The 15,838-nt window shown below is 47.9% G+C and carries 16 protein-coding genes; 3 read left to right on the top strand and 13 right to left on the bottom strand.

The window, feature by feature from the left end:
• Positions 1-3: 3 nt before the first annotated feature.
• The 10 genes from DEV76_RS21035 to DEV76_RS20990 all read right to left on the bottom strand — a co-directional run bounded on the left by DEV76_RS21035 (position 4) and on the right by DEV76_RS20990 (position 10,817).
• Complete coding sequence (locus DEV76_RS21035) at positions 4-1,110, bottom strand: 2Fe-2S iron-sulfur cluster-binding protein (protein ID WP_109699922.1); 1,107 nt, start codon at positions 1,108-1,110, stop codon at positions 4-6.
• Positions 1,111-1,149: 39 nt separating this feature from the next.
• Positions 1,150-2,508 (bottom strand): NADH-quinone oxidoreductase subunit NuoF, encoded by a 1,359-nt coding sequence (nuoF, locus tag DEV76_RS21030; RefSeq protein ID WP_109699921.1) that lies wholly within the window; start codon positions 2,506-2,508, stop codon positions 1,150-1,152.
• A 43-nt stretch (positions 2,509-2,551) separates the two neighbouring features.
• Complete coding sequence (locus tag DEV76_RS21025) at positions 2,552-3,049, bottom strand: NADH-quinone oxidoreductase subunit NuoE family protein (RefSeq protein ID WP_109699920.1); 498 nt, start codon at positions 3,047-3,049, stop codon at positions 2,552-2,554.
• Between the two features lie 107 nt (positions 3,050-3,156).
• A complete protein-coding gene (locus DEV76_RS21020) occupies positions 3,157-4,374 on the bottom strand; it encodes an NADH-quinone oxidoreductase subunit D (protein WP_109699919.1) in 1,218 nt (405 codons plus the stop codon).
• Positions 4,375-4,398: 24 nt separating this feature from the next.
• Positions 4,399-4,920, bottom strand: coding sequence for an NADH-quinone oxidoreductase subunit C (locus DEV76_RS21015; RefSeq protein ID WP_109699918.1), 522 nt, complete (start codon positions 4,918-4,920; stop codon positions 4,399-4,401).
• Between the two features lie 19 nt (positions 4,921-4,939).
• A complete protein-coding gene (locus tag DEV76_RS21010) occupies positions 4,940-5,503 on the bottom strand; it encodes an NADH-quinone oxidoreductase subunit B (protein WP_109699917.1) in 564 nt (187 codons plus the stop codon).
• 63 nt (positions 5,504-5,566) lie between these two features.
• Positions 5,567-5,962: an NADH-quinone oxidoreductase subunit A gene (locus DEV76_RS21005; protein WP_109699916.1), complete on the bottom strand. Its 396-nt coding sequence runs from the start codon at positions 5,960-5,962 to the stop codon at positions 5,567-5,569.
• Between the two features lie 241 nt (positions 5,963-6,203).
• Positions 6,204-7,916: a tetratricopeptide repeat protein gene (locus tag DEV76_RS21000; protein WP_109699915.1), complete on the bottom strand. Its 1,713-nt coding sequence runs from the start codon at positions 7,914-7,916 to the stop codon at positions 6,204-6,206.
• Between the two features lie 242 nt (positions 7,917-8,158).
• Positions 8,159-9,877: a tetratricopeptide repeat protein gene (locus DEV76_RS20995; protein ID WP_157963024.1), complete on the bottom strand. Its 1,719-nt coding sequence runs from the start codon at positions 9,875-9,877 to the stop codon at positions 8,159-8,161.
• A gap of 40 nt (positions 9,878-9,917) precedes the next feature.
• Entirely contained in the window at positions 9,918-10,817 is a 900-nt protein-coding gene (locus tag DEV76_RS20990; protein WP_157963023.1) for a PstS family phosphate ABC transporter substrate-binding protein, read from the bottom strand.
• 566 nt (positions 10,818-11,383) lie between these two features.
• Here DEV76_RS20990 and DEV76_RS20980 point away from each other — a divergent pair.
• Together DEV76_RS20980 and hisS are read left to right on the top strand one after the other, a co-directional pair.
• Positions 11,384-11,818 carry a low molecular weight protein-tyrosine-phosphatase gene (locus DEV76_RS20980; RefSeq protein WP_109699911.1) on the top strand — a complete coding sequence of 145 codons (435 nt, stop codon included), beginning with the start codon at positions 11,384-11,386 and terminating at the stop codon, positions 11,816-11,818.
• Positions 11,819-11,849: 31 nt separating this feature from the next.
• The gene (gene hisS / locus DEV76_RS20975) at positions 11,850-13,196 is read left to right on the top strand and encodes a histidine--tRNA ligase (RefSeq protein WP_109699910.1); all 1,347 of its coding nucleotides are present in this window, start codon (positions 11,850-11,852) and stop codon (positions 13,194-13,196) included.
• 70 nt (positions 13,197-13,266) lie between these two features.
• On the opposite strand, the gene DEV76_RS20970 is transcribed toward hisS, so the two are convergent.
• Positions 13,267-14,217 carry an SDR family oxidoreductase gene (locus DEV76_RS20970; protein WP_109699909.1) on the bottom strand — a complete coding sequence of 317 codons (951 nt, stop codon included), beginning with the start codon at positions 14,215-14,217 and terminating at the stop codon, positions 13,267-13,269.
• 456 nt (positions 14,218-14,673) lie between these two features.
• Between DEV76_RS20970 and DEV76_RS26015 the strand changes: the two genes are divergently transcribed.
• Positions 14,674-14,895 carry a hypothetical protein gene (locus tag DEV76_RS26015; protein WP_157963022.1) on the top strand — a complete coding sequence of 74 codons (222 nt, stop codon included), beginning with the start codon at positions 14,674-14,676 and terminating at the stop codon, positions 14,893-14,895.
• Here the strand turns inward: DEV76_RS26015 and DEV76_RS20965 are convergent.
• Together DEV76_RS20965 and DEV76_RS20960 are read right to left on the bottom strand one after the other, a co-directional pair.
• A complete protein-coding gene (locus DEV76_RS20965; RefSeq protein WP_109699908.1) occupies positions 14,854-15,039 on the bottom strand; it encodes a hypothetical protein in 186 nt (61 codons plus the stop codon). The genes DEV76_RS26015 and DEV76_RS20965 overlap by 42 nt on opposite strands.
• A gap of 116 nt (positions 15,040-15,155) precedes the next feature.
• On the bottom strand, positions 15,156-15,560 hold the full coding sequence (locus DEV76_RS20960) for a hypothetical protein (protein ID WP_109699907.1): 405 nt from the start codon (positions 15,558-15,560) through the stop codon (positions 15,156-15,158).
• Positions 15,561-15,838 lie beyond the last annotated feature (278 nt).

The following is a 15,838-nucleotide window of genomic DNA, read 5'->3' as shown; positions in this document are numbered from 1 at the left end:
GCTTTATTGAACGCCTTTATTCGTGGGAAAATCAGTTGAGTGGGCAGGCCCTTCGAGCTGGCTCAGGTCTACCTGCGGCATGTTCACCTCGCTCACCGTATGGATGTCCATCAGCAGCTTGGGCTGGCGGCCGTCCATTACCCTGGCAACAGTTTCCTGTGGTTTGTGAACACCCACGTAGTGGCCCTGCGAAATCACACTGTGCCGTGCAATCTTGCGGGGGCCTTCCACCACCCAGTCTTTCACTTCTTTCTTCTCGAAACGGCAGGTATCGCAGATGAAGCCTTCCACTTCGCCGTACTTATCCTTGCGGGCAGTAACGCGGAAGATCTCGTCTCCACGCATCCAGAGTACTGTTTTACCACAGCATTTCGGATCCTCGCAATTGCGGTGTGCATCTACCGGTTTCAGGAACCATACACGGTTTTTGAAACGGGCAGTGCGATCGGTGAGTGCACCAACAGGGCACACATCAATTACGTTGCCGATGAAGTTAGTCTGGTCGAGGGAAGCACGCATGTAAGTGCTGATCTCGGAGGCATCGCCACGCTTCAGGATGCCGTGCTGGCGTTTCTCCGTAAGCTGGTCTGCCGTAAACACACAACGGTAGCAGAGGATGCAGCGCGTCATGTGCAGTTTGATATGTTCACCGATATCTTCCTTCTCGAAAGTACGGCGTTTGAATTCGTATCGGGTACCTGATACACCATGCTCATAGCTCAGGTCCTGGAGGTCGCACTCGCCGGCCTGGTCACAAACGGGACAGTCGAGCGGGTGGTTAATCAACAGGAATTCCACCACCCCCTTACGTGCTTCGAGCACTTCAGGAGATGTGATGTTGGCTACTTCCATCCCATCCATTACGGTGGTACGGCAGCTGGCAACCAGTTTAGGCATAGGGCGTGGATCCGCTTCGGAGCCTTTTGTCACTTTCACGAGGCAGGTACGGCATTTACCACCGCTGCCATCCAACTTTGAATAATAGCACATAGCAGGAGGCACCACTTCGCCGCCGATGTTACGGGCAGCGTTGAGGATGGTTGTACCCGGCTCCACTTCTACCGTGATATTATCAATCTTGACCTTGAATAATTTCTTTTCTTCCGCCATTATTAAAAAGTAAAAAAGAAGAATAATGTTGTTTCCTTATCAGACAGCGGCAGCTACCGGCAGCGGGTCTGCATAATGTGCCAGGCCGAAGTTGCGGCGCTGCGCTTCATCGGGGTTCAGCACATGCCATTCGAACTCGTCACGGAAGTGACGGATGGCAGCAGCCACCGGCCATGCGGCAGCGTCGCCGAGTGGGCAGATGGTATTGCCTTCGATCTTGCGCTGAATATCCCACAGCAGGTCGATGTCGCTCATTTTACCTTTACCGTGCTCGATGTTCTTGAGCACTTTCTCCATCCATCCGGTTCCTTCGCGGCAGGGGCTGCATTGTCCGCAGCTCTCGTGGTGGTAAAACCGGGCGAGGCTCAGGGTGTGGCGTACCACGCACTGATCTTCGTCCAATACAATGAAACCGCCGGAGCCCATCATGGTACCCGTGGCGAAACCACCGTCGTTCAGACTTTCGTAGGTCATCATGCGCTTTTCACCTTTGGCGGTGGTAAGCAGCAGGTTGGCCGGTACGATGGGAACGGAGGAACCGCCGGGGATGCAGGCTTTAAGGCGCTTCCCGTTGGGGATACCGCCGCAATATTCGTCGGAGTAAATGAATTCTTCTACGGAAATGTTCATCTCTATCTCGTAAACGCCGGGCTTGTTGATATTGCCGCATGCAGAGATGAGTTTGGTACCGGCAGATTTACCGATGCCGTATTTCACATATTCGTCGCCCCCGATGTTGATGATGGGAACGATGGCAGCGAGGGTTTCCACGTTGTTAACTACCGTAGGGCACTGATAGAGGCCTTTCACGGCAGGGAACGGCGGTTTGATGCGAGGTGTTCCGCGTTTGCCTTCCAGTGATTCGATCAGGGCGGTTTCTTCGCCACAGATGTAAGCACCGGCACCGCGTTGCACGTAGATTTCGAGGTCGAAGCCTGTGCCCAGGATGTTTTTACCGAGGAAGCCGTTCTTATGGGCTTCCGCGATGGCTTCTTCGAGAATATCGGGGATCCAGGCGTATTCGCCACGGATGTAGATGTAAGTGGTGTTTGCACCGAGGGCGTAGCTGGAGATCAGCAGGCCTTCGATCAGCAGGTGAGGGAGGAATTCCATCAGGTAGCGGTCCTTGAAAGTACCCGGTTCGGATTCGTCCGCATTGCATACGAGGTAACAGGGCACTCCTTCCGGTTTGGCCAGGAAGCTCCATTTCATGCCTGTGGGGAAGCCCGCGCCGCCACGGCCTCTCATGCCGCTTTTCTTAACTTCTTCGGTAACCTGATCCGGGCTCATGCTCTTCAGGGCTTTTTCAGCAGCGGCATAACCGCCGTTTTTCCGGTATACGTCGAAGTACCGGATGCCTTCTATATGCGCCTTGTCTAACAATAATTTACGTCCCATTGTCTCGCTTTATATATGTTGTTGCCGTGGCAACGTAATGTTTTTAGTTGTTCGCCTGTGCGCGGCAATCCGCGATGATCTGGTCTACCTTCTCTTTGGTGAGATGTTCTTTATAGAATTTACCCAGCTGCATCATGGGAGCATAACCGCAGGCGCCGAGGCATTCTACGGTTTTGAGGGTAAACAGGCCATCGGGAGTAGTTTCTCCTACTTTGATACCGAGTTTTTCCTTGATGTAGTGAATAATGTCATCGGATCCATTGAGCATGCAGGGGCCCGTCTGGCAAACTTCGAACAGGTATTTGCCTACTGGCTGCAGGTTGAACATGGAGTAGAAGGTAGCCACCTCATACACTTCGATCGGCTCTATCTGCAGCAGGCCGGCCACATAATCCATCGTGTCCGCGCTGAGCCATCCGCCGAAAGATTCCTGTGCCAGGTGCAGCACCGGGATCAGGGCGCTCTTCTGCTTCCCTGCAGGGTATCGCGCGATGATCTCTTTTACTTTATTCAGCTTCTCTTCAGAAAATTGAACGGCCATTTATCTTCGTCTTTATAAGTTAAATTTCAAGTTGCCCCCGGCATTCACAGTATCACAGTACAGGGGATTATATATGCCTGCAGGGCCCTTGGGGGCCCTGCAAAGAATTAAGCGTCCAGTTCGCCTGCGATCAGGTTGAGGGATGACATACAAATGATGGCATCGCTCAGCATGGCACCCTTCACCATTTCGGGGTACGCCTGATAATAAATGAAACAGGGCCTGCGGAAGTGCAGACGGTAAGGGGAACGGCCACCATCAGAGATGAGATAGAATCCCAGCTCACCATTGGCGCCTTCCACTGCGTTGTACAACTCGCCCGGCAGAATATCAGTTTCGCCCATCACGATCTTGAAGTGATAGATGAGCGCTTCCATTTTCGTATAAACGTCTTCTTTATCGGGCAGGTAGTATGCCGGCACATCAGTGTGGTATACATCAGAAGGGAGATCCTTCAGTTTATCCATCGCCTGTTTGATGATGCTCAGGCTCTGCCATTGTTCCGCATTGCGTACCAGGAAGCGGTCGTATGTATCGCCGGTGGTACCCACAGGAATGGTAAATTCGAAGTCTTCGTAAGAGCTGTAAGGAGTAGCCACGCGAACGTCGTAGTCTACACCCGTTGCACGCAGGTTAGGCCCTGTAAAGCCATAGTTAAGCGCACGCTCAGCAGAGATAGCTCCAACTCCCTGTGTCCGTTCCATGAAAATACGGTTACGGGTAAAGAGGTTCTCGAACTCCTTCAATACGGTGGGATATTCGTCGAGGAACTTCTGGATCTTACGGAAAGCCGTTTCATTGAAGTTTCTTTCGAAACCACCGAAGCGGCCGATATTGGTAGTGAGGCGGGAGCCGCACACTTCTTCATAGATTTCATATACCAGCTCACGGTACTGCATTACATAGAGGAATCCGGTAAATGCACCGGAGTCTACCCCAATAACGGAGTTACAGATAAGGTGGTCGGTGATACGGGCCAGCTCCATGAGGATAACGCGGAGGTAATCCACCCGCTTCGGGGTTTTGATACCCAGCAGTTTTTCCACTGTCAGGTGCCACCCGATGTTATTAATGGGAGCTGAGCAGTAGTTGAGCCGGTCCGTCAGCGGAGTGATCTGGTAATACGGCCTGCGCTCCGCGATTTTTTCAAAAGCGCGGTGGATGTAACCTACGGTAGGCGTGGCGGATACGATCCGTTCGCCATCCAGCTCCAGAATGTTCTGGAATACACCGTGCGTAGCAGGGTGCGTAGGCCCCAGGTTGAGCGTATTGGTCTGTTTCTCTATTGAGCCTTCCGGTAATTGTATATGTTGCTGATCAGACATATCCTGAATTGCTATAAGTTTTACTTAAATGCCGACGCTTCCGCCACGGCCAAACATCTCGTCATCCTTATCCACGCGGGTCTGGTCTTCCAGCGGGAATTCCTTTCGCATCGGGAAGTAGTCCATTTCATCCACATTCAAAATGCGGCGGAGGTTTGGATGCCCTACAAAATCGATCCCGTAGAAGTCGTATGTTTCCCTTTCCTGCCAGTTGGCAGTGGCGAACAGCTGGGTAGCCGTGAAAATCTGGGGCGTAGCCACAGCTGTAAATACCTTGAAGCGGAGGCGCACATTCTGCACCATATTGTGCAGATGATACACCACGGCAAGCTCTGCACCGGTATTATCCGGATAGTGTACACCACAGAGGTCGCTCATAAAACGGAATTGCAGATCCTCTTCATCGTAGAGAAACTGCAATACCTTGAGATTGATCTCTTTGGGAGCGTGGAACGACATCATGCCGTGCGACTCTTCAAAATTGGTCAACGCCTCGCCGAACTTCTCGACCAGCCTGTTCTTGATATGCTCATTCGTCAAAGACATGTAATCGCTATTATCGTGACTATTGTATTCCGTAGGAGTTCATGAGATCCTTATACCGGTCGGAGTGGCGGCGGCGGAGGCTCTCCTCACCCACCAGGTCCTGGATGCGCATAACGCCATCCAGAATGGCTTCCGGACGCGGGGGGCAACCGGGCACGTACACGTCTACCGGGATCACCTGATCGATACCCTGTAATACAGAGTAGCTGTCAAAGATACCGCCGCTGCTTGCACAGGCACCAACAGCAATCACCCAGCGGGGTTCTGCCATTTGTACATATACCTGACGAAGTACCGGTGCCATCTTCTTGGCAATGGTACCCATTACCATTAACAGATCGCACTGGCGGGGTGTAAACCCGATACGCTCGGAACCGAAACGCGCAAGATCATAGTGTGCGGCCATGGTAGCCATGAATTCGATACCACAGCAGGATGTGGCGAAAGGCAGTGGCCAGATGGAGTTCTTCCGGGCCATACCAATTACTTTATCGAACGAGGTGGCAAAGAAACCTTCTCCGCTATAGCCTTCCGGCATTTCAACCACCTTCACTTTTGAATTAAACTGAACAGGACGAGACATAATCTTTACCCTCCTTCCCCATCGCATTCACACGACAGGAATTTATTAATAGTTAACTAAGTACTAATCTTCCCATTTCAGGGCGCCTTTCTTATGGATATAGTAGAAACCACCCATAAAGAAGCCTACAAATGCCAGCACGGCAAGGAAACCTTCCCAGCCAAGCTCTCTGAAATTAACAGCGTAAGGATAGAAAAAGATGACTTCCACATCAAACAACACGAAGAGAATCGCGGTCAGGAAATACTTGATGGCCACCGGCTGGCGTGCGTTCCCCATTTGCTCGATACCACTTTCGAAATTCTCCAGTTTATCACTGGTCTTCCGAGAAGGTCCGAGAAAGTGCGTAGCAACCATGGTAAGGCCGACGAAACCCAGCGCCGCAACCACTTGTAGAAGGATAGGAAAATAACTGACCGGCGTTTGGCTAGCTGTCAAAAATTCAGAGGCAAATAACATAAGCTTCCCAATATTGTCTGAAAGCGCAAAAATACTGCAACTAAACAAGAATTCAAATCGACAATCTCGAAAATCTAATCTTTTTTTTGTATATGTAATATAATAAAATATGTGATGTTGGTTTCCCCGGTTTCCTTTGTCTCACCCGTTTGTGTAATCCATTGAGTGTTAGTAAATAACAAAAAGGCGGTCCGGGTTGTATCCGGACCGCCTTAATAATGCCTTGAAATTTAAATATCTATTACCTGCCTCCGCCTTTTTGCTGCGGCTTGCTCATGATATCCTTGATTTGCTTAATAGGCTCACTCGTAGGATCGAGCGGTGTCAGTTTATCCATGTATTTCTGCAAATTAGCCTTGTCGTCTTTATTGTAGAAGTACACCATCAGGTAGGTATATGCCTTGATAAGACCTGCCTTATTCTTGGCGGGGTCAGCTTCGGCCAGGGCAAGGTATTTCTCAAAATACGGCTGCGCTACTCCTGTTTTAGCCTCCACGTCACGAGCTGCAGCGGCCATCCCCTGCCAGAAGTGTCCTGTGGTCAGGTCCGGGTACGCTGTAGTCAGCTGACTGAAGGCGGCTGAAGATTTGCCCAGCATAACGGTATCGGTACCGCCACTGGAAGCATAATAGTAGTTCTGGCCAATGTTAAAAAGGTCGAGGGCAGAGGGTTTCTCCCCTTTCTCAGCCTTCAGGTCGGCTACTTTCTGGAACCAGTCGCCTGCTTTTCCAAATATACGTGCCTGCTGGAAGGCCTTGGCCACGCTTTCATAGCGGTCGAGGTCTTTAGCAGTATCGGAAGTAGCATATTTCTCCAGGTAATTCAGCGATTGCTGGTCAATAGCTACCTGCTGGGTGGAATCGCCTAATTTGATACGGCTGTAAATTTCACTCCCGAGCTTATAATCAATCGGTTCCAGTTTAGCCTCCCCTGTGCGCTTCACATAATCGTCAAAGGCTGTCCGGGCACTCAGGGAATCCCCTTTCTGGAGATAAGCATCTGCGATCATACGCTCGAGCTTCATCTTGTAAGACTCATTTGCCTGGGGAATCAGTGTTTTTGCCTTATTGATAGCTCCATCGTAGTCCTTATCCAGGAACATAATGGAGGCCAGATAATACTCATTCCGGGTTTTATCCGCCTGATCAGACAGGGAGAGGTACTTCTGAAGGTACTCTTTCGCCTTGGGGAGGGAGAACTGGCGCGGCTTGGGAGTGTAGTAGAACTGGTACAGTTCGTAGAAAGCCGGGGCATAATTCGGGTCTAGGGTGGTAGCCTGCGCCCAGTCTGCCACTGCCTGTTCCAGCAATTTGGCGTTATAGTTCACATGCCCACGTTTCATAACCGCTTCGGCATTTTTATCTTCCAGTTCCAGGGCTTTATCGTAGGCGGCAATGGCTTTACCACCATTTTCACCTCCCAGGTAACGGTAAACATCACCCAGTTCGATATAATCGGCAGCTACCGGTTTGTAACCTTTCCTGCCATCGTTGTTGGCCAGGAGCGTTTCCATGACGGTGAGGGCTAAGGCTCTGTCGCCCCCTTTAACTTCGGTATTTGCATCAGCAATGGCACGGGCCACGTCGCCGTTTTTGTTCTTTGCGGTTGCCGCAATGGCAGCATCAAACTTCTGGCGGGCAGCAGCGGCATTACCATTGAGGAGGTCTATCCGGCCAAGTCCGGCGGTGAGCAGCGGCGAATTGGGCACGGCCTGAAGCCCTTTCTGGAAAGTAGCGGCTGCGCCGTCTTTATTTTCCTGTCCCAATTCTGCGATACCGAGGTAATAATACGCCCGATCGTCCGTAGGTTTTGCAGCCACCACTTTCTCGAAATCAGATTTTGCGGTGGCGTATTTCCCGTAATAGAGGTTTTTAAGCCCGTCATCTATCGATTGCGCCATTGCCCCTCCTGCCAGGAGGAAGAGGGCAACCACGGTACTGATACGCTTCTTCATATTGAAATGTTTTAAACCGTTAAACTAAACATTACCGAAGCCCTTTAAGTTCGGCTGCGATATGGGTTCATGTAATAAAAAAACATGCCAGAATGGTGGCTGCAACCACGCTACAGCCCGGCGCGTCCTCTGAATTTACCCATTTTTTCCCGTAAAAACAATGGAGAAAACGTTAAAACCGGGCATAAAAAAAGGCAGCGCCCGTGTGGGCGCTGCCGGTGATATCCGTGGTTGAGACGGAATTATTTAGAACCGTTTGCGGTACCTGCTTTTGCAGATGTTCCGGTAGACTTGTTAGAGGAAGAAAGGAACTCCTTCACCTGGCGTACGGTATCATTGTTGGGGTCGATTGCCACCAGTTTGTCCATGTAAGGTTGCATGGCAGCCTGATCTTCCTTATTGTAGTGATACAGCATCAGGTACGTATAAGCGTTGAGAAGGAAGCGTTTGTTACGGGCTTCGTCTTCAGGCTTAACGAGGGAGATGTATTTCTCGAAGGCATCTTTAGCACGGCCTTCCTTGGCTTGCTGATCGAGTGCGAAGTTAGCCATCCCTTTCCAGTAGAAACCAGTGGTTTGGGTGGGGTACTTCACAGTGAAGTCAGACCAGGTAGAGTCAGAAGCTCCGTAAGTGCCTGCGTAGTATTCATAGAATGCTTTGTAGAACTGGTCAGACATAGCTGAGGGATTCTCTTTCACCTCCAGTGCTTTGCCATACCATTGTGCAGCTTTGCTGTAATTACGCATGTCTTTGAAAGCTTCTGCCACGTTACGGAATTTTTCCGCGTCGGTGGTCGTATCGCTTTCTGCATATTTCTCCAGATAGAGACCGGCAGTTTGCTGGTATCCTGCCTGGGTAGCAGAGTCAGTGCTTTTCAGTTTGCCGTAGATGGCGCTGAGCAGTTTATAATCGTTTGTCTGCAGCTGGTCAGCGGAAACGGTTTTCACACGCTCATCCATGAGGGCTTTTGCGGAGAGGGAGTCACCTTTTTGCAGATGCGCGTCGGCAGCCAGCAGGGTGAGCTTTCCTTTATAAACGTCATTAGCCTGTGGCAGGAGAGATTTGGCTTTGCTGATGGCACCATCATAGTCCTTCTGATAGAAGTTGATAGCTGCGAGGTAGTATTCGTTCTTGGATTTATCGGAGGGATCGCCTACTTCCACATATTTCTGCAGGTATTGTGCAGCGTGGGGGAGGGAGAATTGCTCCTTACGTTGGGTGATGTAGAACTGATACAGCTCAAAGTAAGCAGGTGCATAGTTGGCATCCATGTTGGTAGCTTTCGACCAGTCGGCCACGGCTTGCTGGAGGAGGCGGGCGTTGTAGTTAACAAGACCCTGTTTCATTACAGCTTCAGCGTTGTTAGCGTCAAGTTCGAGGGCTTTTTCGTAAGCCATGATAGCTTTACCACCATTTTCGCCACCGAGGTAACGGTATGCGTCACCATGCTCGATATGATCGGCTGCAATTGGCGTGTAGATCTGTTTCTTTTTACGGCCTTCGTTGTTGAAGAGCTTATCCATGATAGCGAGTGCGTATCCACGGTCGCCGCCTTTTACTTCTGTGTTAGCATCAGCAATAGCACGGGCTACTTCACCATCACGACCTTCCGTGGCAGTGCTGGCTGCTTCGAATTTTTGTTTCGCTTCAGCAGTTTTACCATTCAGGAGATCAATACGACCCTGAGCCACCAGCAGGAGCTGGGAAGTAGGCACGGCAGCGAGGCCTTTAGTGAAGGCAGCGGCGGCAGCGTCTTTATTTTCCAGACCTAATTCGGCTATGCCGAGGTAGTAATAAGCGCGGTCATCTGCAGGTTTTGCGGCAATGGCTTTTTCGAGATTCTGTTTGGCAGTCTGATACTTGCCATAGTACAGATCCTTCAATCCATCTTCCACAGTTTGCGCCATAGCTCCGTTGGCTATACAGAGCATGGCTACAAATAAACTTTTCCTTCTGTTCATGAGCAATCCGGTTTTAGTTGTGTTATCAGTATTTAAGTTTTTACTCTGTTAAAGTGGCTTCCCGGAACACGATGTTTAAACGGGCAGGGAATAATTTGAATTTGCCGATCACAAGTTGGCCTGGCTGGGAGGAAAGAAAAGTTACAAAGCCTGATCCCAGTCCCTGACGCGGCTCTTTCAGTATATAATACATACCCCGTGTGAGCGGGTAAGATTTAGTTCCTATGTAGTATTGATACGGTTTCACGAAATCCGTATATCCGTCGCCCCGCAGCTTTACAGTGGTAACGCGGTTGCTGAATTCAATAGCAGTGGAATCGTTCGTATCAGAAATCCAGTTAACACCTATCACACCTATTGCATCTTTATCTTTTTCAACATGAGCCAGTACCTCGGTATTGGACTTGGCAGCCATTGTATTGGGTGGCAGCGGCTGGCCTTTGTTGATAGAATCAAGAATGAAACGGACGGTGCTTGAATTCTGATCATCAAACACGATGTTCCACTTCTTCTGCGCTTTTCCGTTCATAATCTCACGCACCTGATCCATGGTTAGGATAGAATCTGCATTGTTATGATTTACGATCAGCGCAATGGCATCTGTTGCAAGCTTTCCGCTTTGAGGGCGTATTTTTTCCTTTTTGAAAAATTCCAGTTCGTTTTCTTTCAGTTCACGGGTCACGATAATGAGCCGGGCGCTATCGTCAAACAAATCCTTGAAACATTCTGCTTCAGGTTTATAATCTGCTATGATCTTCGCATTCGGGTATTGCGACTGGAACACCCTTATTTCTGATTCAAGCAGCGGCTGATAAGTTTTATCAACCGAAATATGAATCTCTCCTTTCGTGGGGGTGTCCAGTTCACCTTGCTGAGAGCCGGAGCCCCCGCATCCTGTAGCCAGCATCGATACGGTAACCGTCGCGAACGCTAAGCCCATCCAGTTTTTAGCTTTTAAAAACATAAGCACTGTGGTGATACTTGGTTAAAAGAATATTTGTTTGATACCCCTGTAGACACGAAATAATCCATAAGCGCCCAATACGCCGGCAAATATGTAAACTAATGTTTGCGAATTAAATAACTGTCCCATTCCGAGTTGCTCTGAAAACAATGCATACAAACTGAAAAGAATAAAAATTACTCCCCTTAGTATCTCGCCCATCGGGCGGTATGACATGTTCCTCCTTGTGTTCGTATTGTCGTTCTCCTGTCGCATTGGTGGCAAATTACAAGTATACAAAAAAAATGCTTTTTTCTACCGTATCAAACTTTTATTCGTTTGTTAAAAATTTTCAGGCTGCTTCAAAAGCTTTCAGGAAGATGATGCTGATCCTTTCAATTTCCATAATACCACAAAGTTTTAACATATGCAATTACTCCAAAATGCGTTAGTGGTTTCCCTGAAAATTCGGTAGGTTTGCGGTCAGAAAAATCGGGAGGAAGTATAGTCATAGAAAGAATCAACTCTTTGAATATCAGCTACTCTCGGTCAAGCGAGCAAACATGAAAATATTGATGGTCTGCCTTGGCAATCTTTGCCGGTCTCCTCTTGCCGAAGGCATCCTCCGCCACCTTTCGTCCCAAAAAGGACTGAATTGGCAAATCGACTCAGCAGGAACCGGCAACTGGCATGTTGGCCATCCTCCCGATCGCAGATCCATTGCAGTGGCTAAAAAACATGGAATTGACATCTCCGGACTCCGTGGCAGACAGTTCTCCACAGCCGATTTCGACCAGTTTGACCGGATCTTCGTCATGGACCTCGACAATTACCGGGATGTGCTGCAGAAAGCCCGCTCTGAGGCCGACAGACTAAAGGTACAATTGTTGCTGAACGACCAGCAGCCGGTACCCGATCCCTGGTACGACGACGCACTTTTCGAACCAGTGTTCAAACTCATTCAAGGTGCATGTGAGCGCATCATAAGCCGTGGATAAGACATTTTAAACCTTCTTGACGCTATATAGCATGGTAAAACTCAGCATCCCGCAAGGGACCCGCGACTTTGGTCCGGACGTTGTCCGCAAACGCAATTACATTTTCGCCACCATCCGGCAATCTTTCGAGCGGTTTGGATTCCAGCCGCTGGAAACTCCCGCCATGGAAAATACCTCTACCCTCCTCGGCAAATACGGCGAAGAAGGTGATAAACTCATCTTTAAGATTATCAACAACGGTCCGAATATTCTGGGACAAGCTCAAATGGCAAAAGACAGTCGTGAACTGGGGCTTTTGCTTTGCGAAAAATCCCTCAAATACGATCTTACGATCCCATTTGCGCGCTATGTGGTAATGAATCACGGGAAATTGCAACTTCCTTTCAGACGTTATCAGATGCAACCCGTTTGGCGTGGAGATAAACCCCAGCGTGGCCGTTACCGGGAGTTCTACCAATGCGATGCAGACGTGGTAGGCAGTAACTCTCTCCTTAATGAAATTGAACTCTTACAGATTTACGATACCGTATTTAACAATCTTGGTCTCGGTAACTACCGCATGAAAATTAATAACCGCAAAGTTCTGACCGGACTTGCGGAATTGGTTGGCCGCCCGGATCTGATGCTTGATATCACAATTGCCATCGATAAGCTCGATAAAATCGGAGATAACGGTGTACGAGAGGAGCTTGCACAGCGTGGGCTTGCGGCAAAAGAAATCGATCTTGTAATGGAATTTATTTCTCTGCAAGGTTCCAACGAATCTAAACTGGAGCGACTTTCTCAGCTTTTCACGAATTCTCCTACAGGGCTGAAAGGCGTGGAAGAACTGCGGTTCATTATCGGCAGCGGTTTAACTGCATTCAGTTCCCTTCCGGAGATCGATCTCACGCTTGCGCGCGGCCTCAATTACTATACCGGGATGATTGTGGAAGTGAAAGCGCCCGCTCATGTAAATATGGGTAGCATTGGTGGTGGCGGCCGTTATGATGACCTTACTGGATTATTTGGTCTGCCAGGTATTTCCGGAGTAGGAATTTCTTTCGGAGTAGACAGAATTTATGATGTTCTCGAAGAACTTCAGTTGTTCCCGGAAACCGCTCAGCAAGGTAGTCAGGTTATATTCTTCCATCCGGGTGCAGGAAAACTGGCTGAGGTATTCGGCTATGTAACCCGCCTGCGTCAGAGAGGTATCAATACCGAAATATATCCTGACGACATTAAGCAGGATAAGCAATTCAAGTATGCTGAAAAACGTGGCATCCCATATATCGGATATGTGGAAGACAGTGCACCTGGTAAGATATCATTCAGGAATATGATAGTGAAACAACGTTACTCATTAAGTCCTGAAGAGCTGGATACTTTTGAATTCTAACGATATAAAATTGTAATGGCGCCGGATATCCGGCGCCATTTTTCTTTATGGTTTAAACAGTTAATTATTCCTAGGCATCTCCACCGATTTTTTTCCCGGAAGGCAAGTGCCAATAGCTGTAGAATTCATCGTCTAACGGTTTGTGCAAATATTCCGGAATTGTGCTACGGACATAGTTGCCCCAATGTGGCCGGCTTCCATCACGATCGGAGAATTTATATTCATCCGAAAGATTCCATGAACTAAAGACTTTCCCCCGTTTATCAAACACTTTGGGATCAGCTGCCAATGCTGCCACAGCCCGCCCAACAAACCATGGTGTTTCAGAAGCTATCCAGTTGGGATCTACACGCGTCCCGTCTTTCCAATTGGATTCTGCAACACCGAAGTGTTCAAGCATAGCTTCTGATCTTAAGAAACCGGGCGTAACAGCCAATGCTCCAATGCCATAGTCCTCTAGCTCCTGGTTCATGGTGAATGCGAGCCGGATAACTGAAGTTTTAACCAGGTCATAGAATAATTGACCGCGGTAAAAATAACCATCACCATCTGTCACCTCTATAATCAGTCCTTTTTTTTGTGGTAACATAAGGGGCACAGCATATTTGGCAGTTATGATATGGGTATCTATAGCCTGCCGTAGCATCTGGAAACCTTTAGACAGGTCATTCTCCCAAAATGGCTGGTTCCATTGCATGAGGGAATCACCACCCCATACATCATTTACCAGTACATCCAGATGTCCGTGATCAGAACGGATACGATCCATCAGGGCTATGACTTCTTCTTCTTTGCTATGGTCCGTTCTGACAGGGATTCCGATACCACCTAATTTCGTAACGATTTCGGCTGTCTCATCTATGGTTTCTGGACGTTTGGGGCCGGAAGCGGGTGCACCTTTTATGCTACGGCCTGAGCAGTATACTGTAGCACCGGCCTCGCCGAGCATTGAGGCAATGCCTCTTCCTGCGCCACGGGTTGCACCAGCAACGAGGATGATTTTTCCTTGCAATGGTTTCATACGTTTTTCGAGGTTTGTTGGGGAGGTAAAGATCAAGTTTCACTACGCATTGTATCTGCGTAGTGGAATTAGATTATTGCCCTATTAACAGCACTAGTTCAAACCAGGTTTGGTTGATCAAACATACTTCCTATAGTAGAATATGTAGTGATTATCTAAAATTGGGTAATTGCAAAGGGGAGTCTATAGGTCCTGTAAAAGAGTAAGTTGCTAACAGAATTATGCATTCAGAGAAATTAATTGGAATCAACAAGGATTTTCTATTAAAATAAAGCTGGCTAATAATACTAAACAAAGTGAAGTTATTCACTTATCTGGCAAGGACATTAGTTATAAAAAGATCTTATTCTGAATTAATATTAAGGAGAGGATTTGGAAGAGTGGAAATATGATGTAGATGAAGGAAATGTTGGAGGTGAGGGTGGCGATGGAAGTGATAGGAGTTGTAAGAGTTGATTGAAGCAAGGTGGAGGTGGAGATGGAGATGAAGTTGCAGGAGCTGATGGTATTGTAAGAATTGAAGGAGATGATGAAGTTATAAGAGTTATTGGAGTTGAAGGAAGCGATGGAGTTCCAGGAGAACTTGGAGTTGTAAGAGTTGATGTAGTTGATGAAGTTGTAGAAGCTGATGGAGTTCTAGGTGTTGATGGAGTAAAAGGAAGCGATGGAGTTATATGAGCTATTGGAGTTGTAAGTGTTGTAAGAGCTGATGGAGCTGAAGGAAGTGATGGAGTTGAAGGAGCTATTGTAGTTGTAAGAGTTGATGGAGGTAATGAAGTCGTAGAAGCTGATGGAGTTATAAGTGTTGATGGTGTTGATCAAGTTGTAGAAGTTGATGGTGTTGTAAGTGTTGATGGAGTTAGGAAGCGATTGAGTTGTAGGAGCTATTGGAGTTGATGAAGTTAATGAAGCTGATGGAGTTATAAGTGTTGATGGAGTTAGACGATTGAGATGTAGGAGCTATTGGAGTTGATGGAGTTAATGAAGCTGATGGAGTTAAAAGTGTTGATGGAGTTGAAGGAAGCGATGGAGTTGTAGGTGCTATTGTGGTTGTTAGAGTTGAAGGAGCTGATAGTGTTGTAAGAGTTGAAAGTGTTTCTGGAGTTTAAGGAAGCGATGGAGTTGTAAGAGCTATTGGGGTTGTTAGAGTTGAAGGAGCTGATAGTGTTGTAAGAGTTGATAGAAGTGATGAAGTTGAAGAAACTGATTGTGATGTAAAAGTTGAAGGGGATGATAAAGTTGTAAGAGTTGATGGAGTTGTAAGAGTTGTTGGAGCTAATGGAGTTGTAGAGGTGATGAAGGTGATGGAACTGTTCGTGCTGATGGTGGTGAAGTTTATTCACCTTGCATACTAATGCAGGCTAATTAGGGTTGTAAGGGTAAAACAAGCCTAATATCTTTAGAGGGGGCAATATGAAATATTTGTAATTATCTTTATGCAGGTTCGTGGTCAATTAAATGTCAGGGCTAATAAATTACATCAATTACATAAGGTGAAATAGCTACGATTTAATCTGACAGTTAGGGTTAATTTTAAGTAACCACACTTTTAATCAACCCTTTAAAACTGCCAGACATGAATGTAGCGGTAAAGTTAATTAAAAACAAAGTAGGCTTATTA

It is taken from the genome of Chitinophaga deserti (assembly GCF_003149455.1).
GTDB lineage: Bacteria > Bacteroidota > Bacteroidia > Chitinophagales > Chitinophagaceae > Chitinophaga > Chitinophaga deserti.
This window is presented reverse-complemented; position numbering and strand designations above follow the sequence as displayed.